The following is a 19,651-nucleotide window of genomic DNA, read 5'->3' on the forward strand; positions in this document are numbered from 1 at the left end:
GCAGTTGGCTGGCGAAGCAACGCGAACGCCTGCCCGACGTCGCGTCGATCAGCCACGCTCAGATCTGTTGCTGCCCGCCATCGACGAACAATTCGATGCCGTTCACGAAGCTCGCATCGTCTGAAGCGAGGAACAGCGCCGCGCTCGCGATCTCGGCGGGCTCGCCGAGGCGTCCCATCGGAATCTGGGCCGCCAGATAATCGGCCAACCCCTGACGCTGAGCCGCATCGTCACCGGCAAGATCAAGCAGGCCGGGCGTGCGGGTCGCGCCGGGGCTGATCGTGTTCACACGAATGCGGCGCTCCTTGAGGTCGAGAATCCAGCTGCGCGCAAACGCGCGCACCGCCGCCTTCGAAGCCGAATACACGCTGAACGCAGCGGTACCCGCGCTGCCCGCCGTCGAGCCGGTCAGAATCACCGATGCACCCTCGGCAAGCAGCGGCAGCGCCTTCTGCACGGTGAACAGCACGCCCTTTACGTTGCGATCGAACGTTTCGTCGTAATGCGCCTCGGTGATGCTGCCGAGCGGCAGCATCGAACCGCCGCCGGCGTTCACGAACAGCACGTCCAGGCGCCCGTGCTCTTCCTTGATTTGCGCATACAGCGCGTCGAGTTCATCAAGCTTCGTGGAATCGGAACGCACGCCGGTCGCGTGGCCGCCGGCTGCGCGAATCCCTTCCACGGCGGCATCGAGTTCGGCCTGGCGGCGGCCCGTGAGATAGACGTGCGCGCCGTCAGCCGCGAAGCGCTGGGCGGTGGCGAGGCCGATGCCGCTGGTGGCGCCGGTGACGAGTGCGATCTTGTTGTCGAGCTTGCGTGCCATGGTATTGCTCCTTTGGATCAGTGGTGTTTGCGTCAGGTGTCGCGTAGTGCGATGTGAGGAGAATATCGACGGCCTGATCTTTTCGAAATAGAATTGATCGCAATCAAACGTTGCATAAATGCAAGGATGAGGCGCAATGGCGTACCTACCCGACTTCGAAGGGCTCGCGATGTTCGCGAAGGTGGCCGAGCACGGGTCGTTTGCGGCCGCGGCGCGCGCGACCGGGGTGTCGGTCGCCACCGTCTCGCGCGGCGTGGCCCGCCTGGAGGAACGGCTCGGCGCGCGGTTGTTCAATCGGACGTCGCGCCAGCTCTCGCTGACCGAGTTCGGCCGGACGATCAGCGAGAAAGCCGGCGAGATCTATCGCCAGGCCGAGGAGGCGGAAAGCTCGGCGCGCGAGATGTCGGTGCAGCCCCGCGGGCTGGTGCGCCTGACCGTGCCGATGTCGTTCGGGCTGCGCTGGGTCGCGCCATTGCTGCCGGGCTTCTTTCGCGCGTATCCGGAAGTGTCGATCGACCTGCATTTATCGGATGCGTCGGTCGATCTGATCGCCGATGGATTCGACGCCGCATTGCGTATCGCCGCGCTGCCGGATTCGTCGCTGGTCGCGCGGCGGTTGTGCGCAGTCACGCAATTCGTGGTGGCGTCGCCGGAATATTTGCGTCGCGAAGGAAAACCCATGCATCCGCGCGAACTCGCGGATCGCCCCTGCCTCTCGTACGCCTATCGCGCGCGTAGTGCCGTCTGGCGTTTCACGAACGACGCGGGCGACGAGGAGTCGGTCATGCCGACGGGCCCGCTACGCGTCACCAACGCCGATGCGCTGTTGCCGACGCTGCTCGATGGTCTCGCGATCGCCGAGCTGCCGGAGTTCATCGCCTACGACTATCTGGCCGATGGCCGTCTCGAAGCCATTCTCACCGACTGGTCGCTGACGAAGGGTGGGCTTTATTTCGTTACGCCGTCGGCACGGGCGCGCCCCGCGAAGGTGACGGCATTGTCCGACTACTTCGCCGAACATCTGGGCAATCCAGTCTGGCGATGGCCAACGTGACGCGCGCGGAAAACGCTGGGGATACCTGATCTTCAAGGACTTGATCAGGTTCGACTGATCGACCTCTACGGCCCCCAGAGAAGGCCGTCGGCCGACCGTCTGCGCGAACGACTTCAGATACTTCACGCCCGTGTCGCACATGATCGCGACGACGTGGCGTCCGGGCCGAGGCGTTCGGCGAACCGCAACCCCGCCCGTCTCGCCGGCCATCCGATGCGTCAGACCGTACGCGACACCAGTTCGCCCAGCACCGTGTCCAGCGCGACGCGGCCACGCAGGATTTCGTCAGGATCACTTTCGAAATCGATCCAGCCTTCGTTGAAACCGTCCAGCATGCGCATGCGCGGGAGCGGATGCTTCATGCCCTGCGCGCGAAACAGCGCTTCCCACGTTCGCCTGTCGACGGCTTCCGCGCGCATCTGCCGGCCCAGAACGCGAGCGAAGGCCTGTGCAAGATCGTCGGGACTCACCCGGCGCGGCCCTTCGAGCTCGACGACACGCACACCGCTCCACGTCTGCTGGAGCAGTTCCGCCGCCACGCGGCCGACGTCCGCGGTGGCCACCATCGGCACGGGCTTGTCGAGCGGCTGCAGGTAACTGGCGACGACGCCATCGTCGCGCGCGGACGCGACATCCCACGCGGCGTTCTCCATGAACCAGCCGGGCCGCAGGAACGTCACCGGCATCGGCAGCTCGCGCAGCGTCTGCTCCATCAGCGTGAGTTGCGTGAGCAGATTGGTCTCGTGTGCCTGCGCGCCGATCGTCGACAGGCATACGACCTTTTCGGGGCTCGCCTTCAGCAGCGCGGCGGACACGGCCTCGATCACCTTCCGCGCTTCGGGAAACCCGGGCGCCGGATCGAACACCGGCGGCAGCAGGATGAAAACGCCCGTCGCGCCGGCGAACGCGGCGGCGAGCGACGAAGCGTCTTCCATGAAAGCGGTCGCCATCTCGCACCCGCGCGCCGCCCACGCCGCGGCCCGCGTCGCATCGCGCACGACCGCGCGCACGGGCCGACCCGAGGCCAGCAGCTCACGGGCCAGCGCGCCGCCGACCTTGCCGGTGATTCCAGTGATTGCATACATTGCTCGTTCTCCATGTGTGAATGCGTGGGTCGCATTGTGGACAAACACAGAACGAAACAAAACGACATGGATGGCATCAGATTAGTGACAACGCGTCATCAATTCGGCATGATCGATGCGCACGCCCGGCAATGGGCATCATGCGGCGTGGGCGTGCCGGCCTTCCGGGGGGCGCTCGCGATCCGCCAACCGTATTCATTCGAGCAACCATGAGATCCAGTAGCGAGAAACTGTCCGGCGGCATCAGCGTGTTCGCCGCCGTGGTCGACGCCGGGACGTTCGCGGCCGCCGCCGACGTGATCGGCATGACGCCGCCGGGCGTCAGTCGAGCGATTGCGCGGCTGGAAAGAAAGCTGAACATCCGGCTGTTCAACCGCACGACGCGGTCGGTGTCGCTGACCGAAGAGGGCCGCCGCTTTTACGAGCAGGTCATGCCCCATCTCGCCGGGCTGGAGGAAGCAGCCGCCGCAGCCGCGGGTGGCGCCGCCGCGGTGCGCGGCAAGCTGCGCATCAATCTGGATCCCGTCGTCTATCGCGCCATTCTCGGGCAACGGCTCGATGCGTTCATGGACGCCCATCCCGAACTCGAAATCGAGCTCATCGCGCGAGACAGCCTGGGCGACCTCGTGACGGACGGCTTCGACCTCGCCGTACGATTCGGCGAACCGCGGGCCTCCAGCCTGATCGCGAGAAAGCTGCTCGATACCGGCGTCGTGACGGTCGCGGCGCCCTCGTACATCGCGCGCCGGGGCCGGCCGGAAAAACCCGAGGACCTCGAAAACCGCAACCACCGCTGCCTCGAATTCCGCAACCCGGAGACAGGCAAGCCGTTCGCGTGGGAATTCCATCGCAAGCGCAAACGCATCGTGGTCGACACCCGCGGGCGCCTCACGGTCAACGATCCAGGCGCCCTGCTCAACGCATGCGTCGCCGGTTCCGGCATCGCGCAGATGCTGCTGCTCGGTGCCGAGCCGCTGATCGCCGACGGCCGGTTGATCAATCTCTTTCCCGAATGGGCGGACGAGCGGTATCCGTTATACGCGTACTACCCGTCCCGGCATCACGTGCCGGCCAAGACCCGCGCGTTCCTGGATTTTCTGGTCGAACTGTCGGGCATGCACGGGGGCGTCGGCACGCGCTAGTGCTCCGGCGCCGGCTCGCGAGCGCGCGGCGGCCCGCCGGCGAGCGCCAGCTACACTGTCTGCGCGAGGGCAGGATCGATCTCGCGCGCGGTCAGTCCGAATCTCGCCATGCGGGCGCGATGGTCCGGCGAGCCGAGATAGGCGCGAAGTTGCCGATCGCACACGTCGAGAAGACGCCGGTTTTCCCGGTTGAATGAAAACGCGCCGAGCGCAGGCGCTCGCCGTGCGCCGTTGACGCCCGGCTCGTGCGCGACGGCCTCGATCATCGCGCTGCCTATGCGGCTCGCAACGATTCGATTCCCCAACGCCGTGCTCGCATAGGCGTCGATCACGCCGGAGAGAACGGCCGCGATCGCGTCGGCTTGCTGTTCGAACACGACGATTTGCCGCCGACTCACGCCTGACGCCATCGCGGAATCCTGCTGGACCTGTCCGGCAATGATGCCGAGGCGCGCATCGGGACGTTCGGCGATCGACGCATAGCTCGTCAGCGCTTTCGGGTTGCCGGGACGCACCAGAAAGCCGTCCTCGATGCCCCACACCGGCACGCTGAACGCGACGGTATCGGCGCGCTGCGGCGTCACGAACAGCGGCACGTTCATGTCCCAGTGACCCGATGCGACGCCGGGTAGCAATTCGCTGAACGTCGTCGGGCAATACTCGATCCGGGTAACGCCGATCTGTCGCAGGATCGTCGCCGCGAGCTCCAGATCGGCACCCATGGCGGTGCCGTCCGCTTCGGTCCAGCCGAACGGCGGTTCCTCGATGTACGCAATGGTTACCTTCATCGCATTGTCCTGCAGGCCGAAGAATCGATCAGGAGTTCATCAGCTTACCGTGGGAAGTCGAGATCCACGAAGAGCGGACAAAATTAATTCGGGTGTAAGCAAATTGACGACATTATTTTGGCGAGACCGTCAGGCGTTCCAGAATGAACTGGCTCCACGCTATTCGACGTTGTCCGCCACGTCCGTCATCCGGATCATGTGCGGCTTGATGCCGTCGTCTTCGGCCGTCGCGGCCTCCTTCGGATGAATCAGCGCTTCGAGCCGCGCCTTCGTCGCGATGAACTCGGGCGTATTGACCTGCGAGTAATCGCGCGGCCGCGGCACCGGCACCTCGATCAGTTCCTGCACGCCGCCGGGGTTCGCCTTCAGCACCAGGATCCGGTCGGCCAGAAAGATCGCCTCGTCGAGGTCGTGCGTGATGAACAGGATCGTCACGTCGATGTTGCGCCAGATGTCGAGCAGGTGCGTCTGCATCCTCGCCCGCGTCTGGGCGTCCAGCGCGCCGAACGGTTCGTCCATCAGCAGGATGCGCGGACGGTTCGCGAGCGCACGGGCGATCGCCACGCGCTGCTTCATCCCGCCCGACAACTGGTGCGGATACACGTCCGCAAAACGCGTCAGCCCGACGAGATCGAGCCACTGCAGCGCCTCGCGCTCGGCCACGCCGCTACTGCTGCCGTTCATTCGCAGACCGAACATCACGTTCTTCTTGACCGTGAGCCACGGAAACAGCGTATAGCCCTGGAACACCATCCCGCGATCGGCGCCCGGCCCGTCCACCGGTTTGCCGTCCAGCAGCACGTCGCCGCTCGTCTGCGCGTCGAGCCCGGCGAGGATCCGGATCAACGTCGATTTGCCGCAGCCGGACGGGCCGATCACGCACACGAACTCGCGCCGGTGCGTGCGGAAACTGATGTCGTCGAGCGCGACACACTCGCCCTGCGGTGTCGTGAAACGCTTGCCGACGTGCCGCACGTCGAGTATCACGTCGCGGGCCTTCAGTCGCGCGAAGCGCTCGCGCACCGCGTCGGATTGAATCAGGTAATCGGGGACGGCTTGCGGGTTCTGCATGATGCCCTCTGCTGAAATCGGTCGATGGATACGTGCGGGCGGCGCTCACGCTTTCAGCGTGCGGTCCCACGGAAAGAGCCGGCGGCCGAGCAGCGCGAGCACGATATCGGTGCCGAGGCCGATGATCCCGATCATCAGGATCGCCGCATACACGTTGTCGAAATGCTGGTAGCGCGCCTGCTGGCTGATGTACCACGTGATGCCCGAACTCGTGCCGACGAGCTCGGCGACGATCAGGTAAGTCCACGCCCAGCCGAGCAGGATCCGCTGATCGCGATACAGGTCGGGCAGCACGCCCGGAATCACGACGTGCGTCAGCAGCTTCAGTTTCTTCGTGCCGAGCGTCATCGCGGCCTCGAACAGCCCGTATTCGAGCTTGCGCGTGGTGTTCGCGACGATCAGCACCTGCTGGAACAGCGTGCCGATCACGATGATCGCGATCTTCGGCGCGTCGTAGATGCCCAGGATCGCGACCATCAGCGCGCCGAACGCGGGCGCCGGCAGATAGCGGAAGAACTCCAGGAACGGCTCCTGCAGCCGCGCGAGCGCACTGAAGGTGCCGCAGACGATGCCGAGCGGCACGCCGATCGCCGACGAAATCACGAAGCCCCAGAAGATGATGCGGATGCTGTGCCACAGGCTTTCGTGCAGCCACACGCCGTCGCGCGACGCGGGCGGTGTCGTGAACGCCGTGTAGAACGCGCGCAATACCTGGTGCGGCGCCGGCAGGTAGACCGGATTCGCGCGCTCGCCCTCGGGCACGGCTGCGTGCGCCGCACGCGCATGCGCGAGCTCGTCGTCGAACACTTCGCGATCGATCTGCATGCCGGCCTGGAAATAGTCGACGCTGCCCGGATTCGTGATGCGAATTTGCGGATGCCAGACGAACGGGACATAGCTGATCAGGCACCAGACGGCGAACGGCAGCAGGAAGGACGCCAGCCCGAGCGTCCATTTGCCGCGCGTCGTCAGCTCGCGCCGCACGGCGAGCCAGCCGGTCGTGTTGCGGGTCGTTGTCATCGGAATCTCCGTATCGTTTCGGGTGCCGGTCGCGCGAATGCCGCGGCATCGCGCGACCGTGCGGTCATTGCCGTGCGTCGCTCGCGGCCTGCGCGCGGTACGCCCGCCAGCCGCCGAACCGCGTGATGTCCTGCGCATCGTCGAGCGCCACGTGCTCGCACAGGAAGCCTTGCACGGGCGAACCGTCGGCGAGCGTCAACGTGCCGATGCCGAGCGGCGCCGCAATACCGGCGACGAAGCTGCCGTACGCGTCGACCGGCATCTCCCAGATTTCGACCGCGATCGGCGCGCCGCCGTCCCGCACGCGCACGAGCCCCGGCTTGGCGACGCCGCCGCTTGCATCGGCGGACAGCGCATAGAGACGATAGGCCGGCGCGGTCGTGGTCGCGCCGACGAAGCGCGCGCCGCGCTGCGTGAGCTGCCCGTTCAACGGTTCGCCGCGCAGATGCGCGCCGACGACGGTCACCCGCACGACACCCGCCGATGCGGCGCCCGGCGGCATCGCGGCCGCAGGCGGCCGTACGTCGCCGCCCGCCGCCACGCCGTCGCCCCATGCCTGCGCGAGATCGAGCAGCCGCGCATCGTCGTGCGCGCGACCGACGAACGTGATGCCGAACGGCAAGCCCGCATGCGGCCCGGTCGCGCACGTGCCTGCCGGCACCGCGATCGCCGACAGGTCGAGCAGGTTCACGAAGTTCGTGTAATAGCCGAAGCGTGAATTGATCGCGATCGGATCGGCTTCGAGCGCATCGACGGTCGCGGTCGTCGCCGAGGTCGGCATCACGATCGCGTCGAGGCCGTCCCACGCGCGGGCCGCATCGACGCGCAGCGCCGCAAGCCGGTCGAATGCGGCGAACGCATCGGCGGCGCTGAAGCGCGACGCGCCGCCGAGGATCTCGCGAATCACCGGATGCAGCGCATCGGGCTCGCGCGCGGCGAACGGGCCGATCGCGGCGAGCCGCTCGGCGACCCACGGGCCTTCGTACAGCAGCCGCGCGGCGGCCAGGAATGGGCCGAAGTCGATCTCGACGATCCGCGCGCCGGTCGCGCGCAGCCGTTCCAGCGCCGCACCCCATGCCGCGCGATACGATGCGTCGCCGAAGAATTCGAGCTGATCGGCACGTGGCGTACCGAAACGCAATTGCGCGAGCGGCCGCGCCGGCTGCGCGCGCAAGCCGTCCGCGCCCAGCAGCGGCTGCCAGGCGCGCCCGTAAGGATCGCCTTCCGTCACGCCATGCGCGGCGGCGAACACGGTGCGCGCGTCGTCCGCCAAGCGGGCGAACACCGACACGCAATCGAGCGACCGGCAGGCCGGCACCACGCCGAGCGTGCTGAGCACGCCCCGGGTCGGCTTGAGCCCGACGAGCCCATGAAATGCGGCGGGTACGCGCCCGGAGCCCGCCGTGTCGGTGCCGAGCGAGAACGTCGCGACGCCGAGCGCGACGGCCACGGCCGAGCCGGAACTCGAGCCACCCGACGCGTAGCGCGGGTCGAGCGCATTGCGGCACGCGCCGTATGGCGAGCGCTGCCCCGAGAGCCCGGTCGCGAACTGGTCGAGATTCGTCTTGCCGACGGGAATCGCGCCGGCCGCGATCAGCCGCTCGACCACGGGCGCGCTGCGTTCGGGCGTATATGCGTAGGCGGGGCAGCCCGCCGTAGTCGGGATGCCGGCGACGTCGATGTTGTCCTTGACCGCGAACGGCACGCCGTAGAGCGGCAACGACGCGATGTCGCGCCCGGCCAGTGCGTCGGCATACGGCATCATCTCGTCGCGCGTCAGCGGCCGGATCCACGCATGGTGCGGGTCGCCCGCGTCGAAGTGCGCGGCGATCGCGTCGACGAGCGCATGCGGCGTCAGGCCGCCCGCCGCGTAGCGTGCGCGCAGCGCGGCAATCGAGTGCAGCCCGGGCAGGATCGAGCGTTCCGTCGTACTCATGCGACCTCCTCGGCGGCGCCCGCCTTCATCACCATCAGCCGCTGGCCGGCCACCACCGCCGCGCCAGGCGCGCAATCGATCGTTTCGATCGTGCCGTCTTCCGTTGCCGTCACCGCCACCTCCATCTTCATCGACTCGACGATCGCGACGACCTGCCCTTCGGTCACGCGCTCGCCGGCTTCCACCAGCACTTTCCACACGCTGCCCGACACGTCCGCTGCGATCGCCCGCTGCGTGTCGTCGAGCGCGGCCGCCGCCCGGTCCGCTTGCGGGTCGCCCTGCTCCGCGTCGCCGACGTATTCCGCATGGCCGGCCGCGCGCCACCGCTCGCGCTCCGCGTCGAACGCGGCCTGCTGCGTCGCCTTGAACGCAGCGATCGAATCCGCCTCGTCGTGCAGGAAGCGGTTGTAGGCACGCAGATCGAATACGGATTCCTCGATCTTCAGCGTCGCGCGGCCCGCGATGAAATCCGCACGCAGCGCAGTCAGTTCGGCCTCGCTGACTTCGTAGAAGCGGATCTCGTCGAAGAAGCGCAGCAGCCACGGCTTGCCGGCTTCGAATTCCCGCGTGGTGCGGTGGCGATTCCACATCTGCACGGTGCGGCCGACGAACTGATAGCCGCCCGGCCCTTCCATCCCATACACGCACAGATACGCGCCGCCGATGCCGACCGCGTTCTCCGGCGTCCATGTGCGCGCGGGGTTGTATTTCGTCGTCACGAGCCGGTGCCGCGGATCGATCGGCGTCGCGACGGGCGCACCGAGGTAGACGTCGCCGAGCCCCATCACCAGATAGCGCGCGTCGAACACGATGCGCTTCACGTCGTCGATGCTCGCCAGGCCGTTGATGCGCCGGATGAACTCGATATTGCTCGGGCACCACGGCGCATCGGGCCGCACCGACTGCATGTAGCGCTCGATCGCGACGCGCGTCGACGGGTCGTCCCACGACAGCGGCAGATGGACGATGCGGTTCGGCACGCGCATGTCGGCCACGTCGGCCAACTCGCGCTCGGCCGCCTGCAGATGCGCGAGCAGCGCATCGAGCGGCAGCGTCCGCGCGTCGAACTGCACCTGCAGCGAGCGAATGCCCGGCGTCAGGTCGAGCATGCCGGGCAACCGGTGCGCGTCGAGCCAGCACATCAGCGCGTGCACGCGAAAGCGCAGGTTCAGGTCGAGCATGAGCGGCCCGTATTCGACGAGCACGTTGCGATCGCCCGAGCGCCGGTAGACGACGCCGATGCCGCCACCCGCGGACGGGTCGCGGTGCAGCACGCAATCGTCGGATGCGCCGGATGAAGCCGTTGCCACGTCACGCGTCGCATCCACGATCGCGGCAGCCGGCTTCCCGGCCGATATCCCGGCCGACACGCCCGCGCGCACGAACCGCACGGTGTCGCCCGGCCGCAACTGCCCGAGCTTCCACAGCTCATCGCGCACGACCGTCACCGGGCACACGAAGCCGCCGAGGCTCGGCCCGTCCGGTCCGAGAATCACGGGCATGTCGCCGGTGAAATCGACCGCGCCGATCGCATACGCGTTGTCGTGGATGTTCGACGGATGCAGCCCCGCCTCGCCGCCGTCCGCACGCGCCCATTGCGGCTTCGGGCCGATCAGCCGCACGCCGGTGCGGCTGGAGTTGTAATGGACGGTCCACTGCGTGCCGTAGAGCATCGCGATGTCGTCCGGCGTGAAGAAATCCGGCGCGCCATGCGGACCGTCGAGCACCCCGAGCGTCCATGCATGGGTCAGCGCGGGAATGTCGGCCGCGGCCAGCGTCGCGCCGGCGTCGCCGCGCCCGGCGTCCGCGTGCAGATGCAGCACGTCGCCCTTGCGCAGCGCGCGGCCGGCATGGCCGCCGAACTGGCCGAGCGTGAAGGTCGCCTTGCTGCCGAGATAGTCGGGTACCTGCAGCCCACCCTTGACGGCGAGACACGCGCGCACGCCCGCGCCCGTCACGCCGCCCAGCTTGAGCACGGCACCCGCCCGTGCGCGCACGACCTGCCAGAACGACACCGCTTCGCCGTCGAGCGTGGCCGCGAGCGGCGCACCGCCGAGCACGAACAGCGTCGCGGTATTGAAGCGCAGCGTCGCGCCGACCATCGTGAATTCCAGCCCGGCCGCGTCGCGCGCGTTGCCGAGCAGCGCGTTCGCGAGATCGAACGCACGATCGTCCATCGGCCCCGACGGCGGCACGCCGACGCTCCAGTAGCCGACCCGCCCGGGCGCCTGCTGCACGGTGGTCTGCACGCCGCCGTCGAGCACGTCGATCGTGTGCGGCGCAAACGCGAAGCGCGAGAGGAAGGCAGTGGTCGGCGCACCGCGCGCGAACGTGTCGGAGCCGACGACGGCGCGCAGGTAGTCGAGATTGGTCTCGATCCCGTACAGCTCGGTCTGGTCGAGCGCGGCACGCAGCGCGGCGAGCGCGTCGCGCCGCGTGTCGCCACGCACGATCAGCTTCGCGAGCAACGGATCGTAATGCGCGCTGATCTCCGTGCCCGCGTCGATCCAGCCGTCGACCCGCACGTTCTCCGGAAACGCGACGTGCGTAAGCAGCCCGGCGCTCGGCTGAAACTGCTTGTGCGGATCCTCCGCATAGAGCCGCACCTGGATGCTCGCGCCGCGCGGCGCGACGGCAAGCGTGTCGAGCGGCGGCAGGTCGCCTTCGGCCTGCAGGATCATCCATTCCACGAGATCGACGCCCGTCACTTCCTCGGTCACGCAATGTTCGACTTGCAGCCGCGTGTTCACCTCGAGGAAATAGAACCGCCGCGCGGACGCGTCGAACACGAATTCGACCGTGCCGGCCGATGCGTAACCCACCGCGCGCGCGAGCCGCACCGCGCTCGCGTGCAGCGCGTCACGCTCGGCGTCGGTCAGGTCGGGCGCGGGCGTTTCCTCGATCACCTTCTGGTTGCGGCGCTGCACCGAGCAATCGCGTTCGCCGAGCGCGATCGCGCCGCCGCGGCCGTCGCCGAAGATCTGCACTTCGATGTGCCGCGCGTGTTCGACGAACTTCTCGAGATAGACGCCCGCATGTGCGAAATTCGCGGCGCCGAGCCGCACGACCGATTCGAAAGCCGCGCCGAACTGCGCGGCATCGCGACACAGCGACATGCCGATGCCGCCGCCGCCCGCGGTGCTCTTGAGCATCACCGGATAGCCGATCGCGTCGGCTTCGGCGAGCGCCGTCGCCACGTCGTCGAGCAGCCCGGTGCCGGGCAGCAGCGCGACGCCGTGCGCGGCGGCGAGTTCGCGCGCGGTGTGCTTGAGGCCGAACGCGCGCATGTGATCGCCGCGCGGCCCGATAAAGCGCAGGCCTGCCGCTTCGCATGCGTCGGCAAAGCCCGCGTGCTCGGACAGGAAGCCGTAGCCGGGGTGCACGGCTTGCGCGCCGGTCTCGCGCGCGGCGGCGAGGATGGCCGCGACGTTCAGATAGCTGTCGGCCGCCGGCGCGGGCCCGACCCGCACGGCTTCGTCGGCGAGCGCCACGTGGCGCGCGTCGCGATCGGCATCCGAATAGATCGCGACCGATGCGATGCCGAGGCGCTTCAGCGTGCGGATCACGCGGCAGGCAATTTCGCCGCGGTTCGCGACGAGGACTTTGGCGAATCTCATGTTGCCTCCCGCCGGGCCGCCCCAAGGAAGGCAACCGCCCCCTTGGGGGGCAGCGAACATGTCGGCCCGGAGTCGCGCTTCAGCGCGTACTCCGGCCCCATGCAAAGCAAGTGAGCGTGGGGGCAGGTCATTGCGCCTCCCACACGATGAGGCGCACGGGCGTCGGGTTGTAGCCGTTGCACGGATTGTTCAGTTGCGGGCAGTTCGAGATCAGCACCGTGACGTCCATCTCCGCGCGCATCTCGACGTATTTGCCCGGCGCGGAGATGCCGTCCTCGAACGTGAGCCTGCCGAGCGGCGTGACGGGCACGTTCATGAAGAAGTTGACGTTGCCGACGAGATCGCGCTTCGTGAGCCGCGCCCCGGCGCCGCACGTGCAGTGCGCGATCGCGTTGAGGAAGCTGTCGCGGCAGTTGTGCATGTAACGCTTGTCGAGCGCATAGCGCACCGTGTTGCTCTCGGCCGCGCATGCGCCGCCGAGCGTGTCGTGACGGCCGCACGTGTCGGCGACGATCGTCGCCATCGGGTTGCCATGGCTCGACACGAGCACGCTGCCCGCGCTCAGGTACAGGTTGCGCTGCGCGCGGATCGTGTCCTGCGCGCTGTAGCGTTCCTCGGGAGCGTCGGTGCGGTAGAACAGCGTGTCGACGGCCTGGTTGCCTTCCAGGTCGAGAATGCGCAAGGTCTGCCCGCACTTCAGGTCGTGCAGCCACGGGTCGCCCGCGTTCAGCGTGATGTCGTGGATCGCGTCGCGCGGGTCGAGTCGGCTTTCGATGATCGGCATGGTCTCGCTCCTTACGCGAACAGACGGTCGGTGTTGGCGAAGCCGCGCGTGTTCTCCGCGCACGCGCGCCGGCACGGGTCGTCGTCGGGCGCGGCGCCGTCGGCCGGATACGCGCGGTACGCGATCAGCTTCACCGCTTTCGGCGCGTAGTCCGGACGCGGGTCGAGCGGATGCGGCGCGGTCGAGAACGCCGCGAGCGTATTCATCTCGAAGCGCAGGTCCAACGCGCTGCCGGCCGGCGAATGTCCGGCGACGAATTCGAGCGCGCCGTCGTCGTGCGTGCTCAGCTTGCTGAAGAAGTTGACGTTCGCGGCGAGGTCGCGTGCCGATAGCCCGTATTTCGCGAGCTCGAGCACGAGGCTGTCGCGGCCGTTGCGGATCATCGCGTTGCGATCGGCCTGATACGACGACGTGCCGTACTTGTGCGCGAACAGCCGCGCATCGCCGACGCCGCCGAGCGGATCGTGCCAGCCGAGCGTATCGGCCGTGATCGACGCGATCACGCGCCCCATGTCCGTGTACAGCGCATGGCCGCGCGTGAGATGCGCGGTGTGCTGCGCCTTCAGCGTGTCGGCCATGTTGTAGCGCTCGAGCAAATCTTCCTGACGATGAAAGACGGCGGACAGGTTCGCGCCGCCGTCGACATCGACGATGCGCAGCGCGAGACCGCGCCGCAGAATGCCGGACCAGTGTGTTCCGGCGGGAATCAGCGTTTCCCACGCGACGTGCGACGGTGGGGCGAGGACGGCTTGGGGGCTCGGCGACATGGCGGCTCCGTGGGTCGGTTGGACAAAAGGCGTGAGAGGGCGACCGAACGACATCGCGACCTCCCGGGCTTTTATCCCTCCGTGGAGCCTCGCCGTTTCCTCGTATCGAGGCGAAGGCAAGACCGGATTGCTCTCGGACCAGGCATCGCGCGGCGCACGCCGCACGACCGGAACCCTAGCGATCCTGAAGATGATGCAAATTGCTTCGCACCTCTCGGGCATCGAACAAGCGAGTTACGTGCCAGCCATCGCCCAATCGCCGCACGACACGGCCCGACGGCGCGATGCCGCACGGCATGCGGATGGCGGACGCGTCTGCTTGCCCTCGCGGCGGGCGCGCGGCGCACCATGCACACGCAACCGCGCACCGGCGCAGTGCGCGTCGCGCGCTCGCGCACCGGCCGATCCGCGATGGCATGGGCATTGCTGAATCCATGCACCGCCACCTCATCCCCGATCCTTCATGAACAAGCTCGACCTGCTGCGGCGCGTACTGCACGCGCTGTTCGCCGCCCGCTTCATCGAACTTCAGCGCACCATGCGCCGCCGTTGAATCGCGTTGCCGCGCGCCGTTGGCACGCTTCTCGCTCGGCATGACGCCGAGAGGTGCGGCGGCGTCGCATCTTAGGGGTGCTAGGGTTCCGGTTCATCGAACGTCTGGTCCGAGAGCAGCCCGGCGCGGGTTCATCCGATCGCAAGAGCGGGTGCACGCGTGCTACACGGCGGGACAAAAGCCCGGGAGATTGGCGATGGCAACGGCCGTCGCGCCTCTCCGTGGCCGCCCCGTTCGTTGCACATCTGCAGGAACCGGTCACGCAGCCGGACCGTGCGCTCGCGCACGGTCCGTATCGACGATCCCGATCCCGGTCTCCTGGAGAACAACGATGACCCGTCCCGCCTCGGCGTTCCGCCGCCTGTCGTCCTTCCGTTTCATCCGTCACGCACTGGGCGCCGCCGCCGCGGCTGCCGCGCTATGGGCGGCGCCCGCCGCACAGGCTGCCGCACCGCTGAAGATCGGCTACAGCGACTGGCCGGGCTGGGTCGCGTTCCAGGTCGCGCTCGACAAGGGCTGGTTCAAGGAGGCCGGCGTCGACGTCGATTTCGAATGGTTCGATTATTCGGCGTCGCTCGACGCGTTTTCCGCGGGCAAGCTGGACGCGGTCGCGGCGACCAACGGCGATGCGCTCGTGACGGGCGCGTCCGGCGCGAAGAACGTGATGATCCTGCTGACCGACTATTCGGCCGGCAACGACATGATCGTCGCGAAGCCGCCGCTGCGCACCGTCGAGGCGCTGAAGGGGAAGAAGATCGGCGTCGAGCTCGGCCTGGTCGACCATCTTCTGCTCGAAACCGCGCTGCAGAAGCACGGGCTCAAGGACAGCGACGTCACGCTCGTGAATGCGAAAACCAACGAGCTGCCGCAGGTGCTCGGGTCGTCGGCCGACATCGCGGCGGTGGCCGCATGGCAACCGAACGCCGGCGAGGCGTTGAAGCGCGCGCCGGGCGCGCGGGCGATCTTCACGTCGGCGGATGCGCCGGGGCTGATCTACGATGCGATCACCGTCGCGCCGGCGAGCCTCGCCGCGCGCCGGGCCGACTGGGCAAAGGTGGTCAAGGTCTGGTATCGCTGCGTCGCGTACATCAACGATCCGAAGACGCAAGCCGATGCGGTCAAGATCATGTCGGCGCGCGTCGGGCTCGCGCCGGCGCAATACCTTCCGCTGCTGAAGGGCACGCATCTGCTCGACGAGGCTGCCGCGAAGCGTGCGTTCCGCAAGGGCGACGGGCTCGATTCGATCTACGGCTCGACGCGCAACGCGAATGCGTTCAATGTGCGTAATGCGGTGTACAAGCAGTCGCAGGACGTCGACGCGTATATCGATTCGCGGTTCATCGACGCGCATTGATCGCGGGAGGCTTGCCGGCGCGCGCGGCGACGCGGTGCGACGCGCCGGTGGGCTATGCCGGGGCGGTCGCGGTGTGTGGGCTTCTATCCCGCCGACGGCGATACCGCCGTCTTCGTTTCTGGGCGGCCTGACGGCGTGTACCACGATGGGCAAGCAAGATCCCGGACCTTTCGCATCAACGAACAGACGCGTAGACCTTCGTGTTTCGAAGGCGTCCGCTCGGATCGATTTGCGCGTGCTGCTGCGTTCCTTCGAAACCCATGCCGACGCGCTCGCAGAGCCGCCAACTTTTCTCATTCAATTCGTCCACCAATGCTTGCACCCGCCGCGCGCCCAGATCTGAAAACGCGAATCGAAGCAACGCATTCACACCTTCGCTTATCAGGCCTTGACCGAGATAGGGCCTGCGGCCCCACCATCCGATATCGAACGCTGGAATCGACCAGACAGGTCTGTGTACGCCTCCGCAGCCGACCACTGTTTCGGTATCGCGGAGAAGCATGAGGAAAGAGAAGTCGCGTCGGGCAGAGAAATCGGCGAATCGCGTGCGGCAGTAGGCTTCGGATGCGTCGATCGACGGTGGCTCGATCGCCCATGGAAGCGACGCGGGAAATTCCCGCAACGCATCCAGCGATTCAATCGTCGCGTCGAACAGCTTTTGCCCATCGCCAGCTCTGGGGCAGCGAATGGTTAGTCGTTCCGTGAAAAGGGTGTCGCTTACATCAAGCAGAACGGGTTGCATGTCCATGTGCGCTGCCCGGTTTTAGCGGCAACGGGCAGCAGTGGCCTGAACAAGACGCAGGCCCCATCCAGTTTGCAACGTACCGTCTTCGCTTTGCATGGACGCGAACGCCGACAACAGTTCTCTTTTGAACTGTGCGCGCGCGGCTTCCGACATCCGGTCGGCATCGTAGGTGTCCAGCATGTCCAACCACAGCTGCTCGGGTGTAGGCGTCCAGTCGATTTCGATGTCCTCAAAAGCCACATCGACAAAATCGGGCTTGAGTAGTTCTTGCCAACCCGCTTCACTGCGTGTGCGCGCGTCACCGAGTCGCAACTCCGTGAGCTGAGCCTTCGCGATTGGCTTGAAGATGTCCAAAAAGACTTCGCCGACCTTGCCGGTCAAAAAGCTCCGCCCGACGATAGCGGAAAAGCTGCCGCCGTCGCGCAATACCCGACGAATCTCTCGAACAACTTGTTCGATATCGCCCATCAACATGAGCGCCATGTGCGACAGCACGTAGTCTACCGAGCCGCTATCGAGCGACAGCTCTTGTGCACGCTCGTTGAGCAATCGTATTTCGCGCGGCAATATTTCCCGAGCCACGCTTAACTCGCCATCGCTGATGTCTATGCCGATCAGCTTCGTTGCTGCATGGCCCCTGTCGTTCAGAATTTGCAGCAATGGCCCATCACCACATGCCAGATCGAGCACAGTCCGCGACATCGCTTCATTCGGTACACGATTCGCCAGTGCGTGATAGGAAGACGGGTAGGTTGCCTGCGCAGATCGTGCAGGTCGATTGCCATAGGCCCGACGCGTTGCTCCTGCCCTGCGGCGGTGAAAATCTTTCAAGTATGTTTCTGCATGCGAGGTCATTCTTGCGCCATTCGATCGTTCGCTAGTTGGGAGCGCTCGTGACTCCAGCGCGTGAACCCCAAGCGGATTGTCGACGAACCAGACCACGATGTCGAACGTCTCAAAATGGCCGACCGCCGCCCGACGTGATTGGCGGCACTCGACCCTGAAGAGACGGTCCCGGAAGCCCAATGCGGACATCCGCAGACACCACTGACCGCTGGTCTACGTATGGCACAATTGCATCATTTGCGTTGATGGCGAAACGGTATGGCAAACATCCGGGAAGCGAGTAAAGGCGTTCAAACCAGTCCTTTGGCGACCGCATTTCCCGCAGTGCTTGGCTCCGAAGTGGCCGTCGTCACGGAATTGATTCGACCCAGCATGGCGACTCACCCCGGATCGCCTGTCGTTGTTCAAGGCGAATCACTAAACATCCCGTATCGAATTCACCACGTAAGCGATGACACGTTATTTCCTCGGCTGAACGAGGTTCAAGTGACGATCTATGCGTGCGTGCTAACGCGGCACCTTGACGGACATGTGCGCCAGCGCCACATCGCGCGGCTCGTCACCTCACGCGAGCCTTGGATCGCACCGTTCGTCGTGCACCTCTGCGGCGAGTACGTTATTGAAATCCTCGCTGAGATCGAAGCGAACATGCCATCAATGGATCAATGCGTTTACGGAGCGTTTTTCCGGGAGAACCCGGTTTTCTTGAAACGGACGCATGATCGAATGATCAGTTATTGGGATTGCTATTACCGCTGGCTCTACAAGCGAAAACTCGATTACGTTGGGTTTCGGGTATTTGAGCAGTTTCGCGAATGGTGCGCTTCCGCCTAACGACCATTGGCGCATCGACCTTGGTCACGACGAGCGATTGTGAACAATTCGGAAGCTCGCGTCGGGTGTCCGCTTCTGGCCGACCGCCGCCCGACGTGATTGGAGGCACCCGACCCTGAGCGGACGATCAACGCGCCCTAAAGTAGACATTCATTGGTTACTCGGGCGACAGTTTGATATCGGCGTTTGCATAGCCGCCTAATTGGTCGCATCGAAGCACGCGATAAGCACACTCAAGCCATTCCGGAAAAACTGCGGCATCCATAGGTGCTCCCTGCCCATTCGGTTCACCCCAGAGTGCAAGGTTGCCGAGAAGTGCGCCTAGTACATCGGGTCTATCGAGGCACTCCCACTCCCGTTCGAGAAACTCAAACATGACCAGATACGCTTGGCGCAGCGTAACGGTAGATTGCATTGACGGCTTTTCCATTCTGTTCGGGTTTCGAAGAAAAACTGGGAGTTTATCGCGACCGCCTGTTCATGGCCGTACGGAGTCCCAGGACGGTGCGTGACGGCCCGGATGCAATCACTGTTGAAGCCAATCCTCGCGACCGATGCCATAGACGCAATCACATTCGTCGTATGCCTCGTCGATTGACATATATAAATGATCAGAGGTCGGAAATGGCGCGTCCATGGATTCGTATCGCATCAGTAGAAAGACTCCATCGTCGAGTTCTTCAATCGCGACTTTCACGGTCGTGCCCTGGCTTTCCCCTCGGCCATCAAGGGATCTCCGTGTTGGCGCCCAAATCAGCATAAGTGGCTCGTATTTGTTGAACGTGGTGTTTTCAGGTGCATCGATCAGGGTTGTTCACTTGCCTCCCGGGATTGTCGACGCTCTAGGCAATCGTGTCGACCGACCTGAACTGGCAGACTCGCCTCCGTCCCAAAAAATTCGGTTCACTGCAGATGTATCGACTACCGAGCTTGCTGATTCCTCGTGAATCGTACGTGTAGCGCGAACGCGCGATGCCGCAGCCTCTGCGGAAAACGTCGGTTCTGGGAAATTTCTTGCAGTATGTCGCATATCTCGTCGTCAACGGCCAACCCTTGTTCCAACCAGCCGACCGCGAGGTGACACCAATATGGAGTTGGCCAGCGTAGTCCTACCACAGCGACGTCGCGAGCAGAATAGATGTTCGACGAGAATGTAGCCAAGGGGTGTTCAAGTGGCTTGACTATCGTGGGCGATTTCATCTGTTCAGCTTGGCAGGGGATGTCAGGGGTAA

16 protein-coding genes and 2 riboswitches are annotated in these 19,651 nt (G+C 65.8%); of the genes, 4 read left to right on the forward strand and 12 right to left on the reverse strand.

Translation table 11 applies throughout. The annotated features are described in order from the left end of the window. Positions 1-58: 58 nt before the first annotated feature. The gene (locus WS64_RS17585; RefSeq protein ID WP_060967135.1) at positions 59-823 is read right to left on the reverse strand and encodes an SDR family NAD(P)-dependent oxidoreductase; all 765 of its coding nucleotides are present in this window, start codon (positions 821-823) and stop codon (positions 59-61) included. Between the two features lie 136 nt (positions 824-959). Here WS64_RS17585 and WS64_RS17590 point away from each other — a divergent pair, with 136 nt between their 5' ends. After that, positions 960-1,877: a LysR family transcriptional regulator gene (locus WS64_RS17590; RefSeq protein ID WP_060967136.1), complete on the forward strand. Its 918-nt coding sequence runs from the start codon at positions 960-962 to the stop codon at positions 1,875-1,877. A 218-nt stretch (positions 1,878-2,095) separates the two neighbouring features. Here the strand turns inward: WS64_RS17590 and WS64_RS17595 are convergent, their stop codons facing one another. Further along, positions 2,096-2,962: an NmrA family NAD(P)-binding protein gene (locus tag WS64_RS17595; RefSeq protein WP_060967137.1), complete on the reverse strand. Its 867-nt coding sequence runs from the start codon at positions 2,960-2,962 to the stop codon at positions 2,096-2,098. Between the two features lie 209 nt (positions 2,963-3,171). Between WS64_RS17595 and WS64_RS17600 the strand changes: the two genes are divergently transcribed. Next, positions 3,172-4,104 (forward strand): LysR family transcriptional regulator, encoded by a 933-nt coding sequence (locus WS64_RS17600; RefSeq protein WP_060967138.1) that lies wholly within the window; start codon positions 3,172-3,174, stop codon positions 4,102-4,104. A 50-nt stretch (positions 4,105-4,154) separates the two neighbouring features. Here WS64_RS17600 and WS64_RS17605 read toward each other — a convergent pair whose 3' ends face one another. The 7 genes from WS64_RS17605 to WS64_RS17635 all read right to left on the reverse strand — a co-directional run bounded on the left by WS64_RS17605 (position 4,155) and on the right by WS64_RS17635 (position 14,087). Then, complete coding sequence (locus tag WS64_RS17605; RefSeq protein ID WP_060967139.1) at positions 4,155-4,892, reverse strand: transporter substrate-binding domain-containing protein; 738 nt, start codon at positions 4,890-4,892, stop codon at positions 4,155-4,157. Positions 4,893-5,051: 159 nt separating this feature from the next. After that, positions 5,052-5,963: an ABC transporter ATP-binding protein gene (locus tag WS64_RS17610; protein ID WP_059577514.1), complete on the reverse strand. Its 912-nt coding sequence runs from the start codon at positions 5,961-5,963 to the stop codon at positions 5,052-5,054. Positions 5,964-6,008: 45 nt separating this feature from the next. Then, positions 6,009-6,983, reverse strand: a complete 975-nt coding sequence (locus WS64_RS17615; protein WP_060967140.1) for an ABC transporter permease — start codon at positions 6,981-6,983, stop codon at positions 6,009-6,011. A 64-nt stretch (positions 6,984-7,047) separates the two neighbouring features. Then, positions 7,048-8,919 carry an allophanate hydrolase gene (gene atzF / locus WS64_RS17620; RefSeq protein ID WP_060967141.1) on the reverse strand — a complete coding sequence of 624 codons (1,872 nt, stop codon included), beginning with the start codon at positions 8,917-8,919 and terminating at the stop codon, positions 7,048-7,050. Continuing rightward, positions 8,916-12,536, reverse strand: a complete 3,621-nt coding sequence (gene uca / locus WS64_RS17625) for an urea carboxylase (protein ID WP_060967142.1) — start codon at positions 12,534-12,536, stop codon at positions 8,916-8,918. Before uca ends, atzF begins: the two co-directional genes overlap by 4 nt. A gap of 127 nt (positions 12,537-12,663) precedes the next feature. Beyond that, positions 12,664-13,320 (reverse strand): urea amidolyase associated protein UAAP2, encoded by a 657-nt coding sequence (locus WS64_RS17630; RefSeq protein ID WP_060967143.1) that lies wholly within the window; start codon positions 13,318-13,320, stop codon positions 12,664-12,666. A gap of 11 nt (positions 13,321-13,331) precedes the next feature. Continuing rightward, positions 13,332-14,087, reverse strand: coding sequence for an urea amidolyase associated protein UAAP1 (locus WS64_RS17635; RefSeq protein ID WP_060967144.1), 756 nt, complete (start codon positions 14,085-14,087; stop codon positions 13,332-13,334). 58 nt (positions 14,088-14,145) lie between these two features. After that, positions 14,146-14,277, reverse strand: a riboswitch (guanidine-I (ykkC/yxkD leader). 432 nt (positions 14,278-14,709) lie between these two features. Further along, positions 14,710-14,831: riboswitch (guanidine-I (ykkC/yxkD leader) on the forward strand. 140 nt (positions 14,832-14,971) lie between these two features. Between WS64_RS17635 and WS64_RS17640 the strand changes: the two genes are divergently transcribed. Then, positions 14,972-15,994: an ABC transporter substrate-binding protein gene (locus WS64_RS17640; protein ID WP_060967145.1), complete on the forward strand. Its 1,023-nt coding sequence runs from the start codon at positions 14,972-14,974 to the stop codon at positions 15,992-15,994. A 175-nt stretch (positions 15,995-16,169) separates the two neighbouring features. Here WS64_RS17640 and WS64_RS33020 read toward each other — a convergent pair whose 3' ends face one another. Together WS64_RS33020 and WS64_RS17645 are read right to left on the reverse strand one after the other, a co-directional pair. Beyond that, positions 16,170-16,742, reverse strand: a complete 573-nt coding sequence (locus WS64_RS33020; protein WP_081103865.1) for a GNAT family N-acetyltransferase — start codon at positions 16,740-16,742, stop codon at positions 16,170-16,172. A 15-nt stretch (positions 16,743-16,757) separates the two neighbouring features. Beyond that, positions 16,758-17,774, reverse strand: a complete 1,017-nt coding sequence (locus WS64_RS17645; protein ID WP_244166610.1) for a class I SAM-dependent methyltransferase — start codon at positions 17,772-17,774, stop codon at positions 16,758-16,760. Between the two features lie 69 nt (positions 17,775-17,843). Between WS64_RS17645 and WS64_RS17650 the strand changes: the two genes are divergently transcribed. Continuing rightward, positions 17,844-18,419 (forward strand): hypothetical protein, encoded by a 576-nt coding sequence (locus WS64_RS17650; RefSeq protein ID WP_060967146.1) that lies wholly within the window; start codon positions 17,844-17,846, stop codon positions 18,417-18,419. A gap of 157 nt (positions 18,420-18,576) precedes the next feature. Here WS64_RS17650 and WS64_RS34350 read toward each other — a convergent pair whose 3' ends face one another. Continuing rightward, positions 18,577-18,834: a hypothetical protein gene (locus WS64_RS34350; protein WP_155720445.1), complete on the reverse strand. Its 258-nt coding sequence runs from the start codon at positions 18,832-18,834 to the stop codon at positions 18,577-18,579. Positions 18,835-19,651: the final 817 nt, after the last annotated feature.

This window comes from Burkholderia anthina (assembly GCF_001547525.1).
Taxonomy (GTDB): domain Bacteria; phylum Pseudomonadota; class Gammaproteobacteria; order Burkholderiales; family Burkholderiaceae; genus Burkholderia; species Burkholderia semiarida.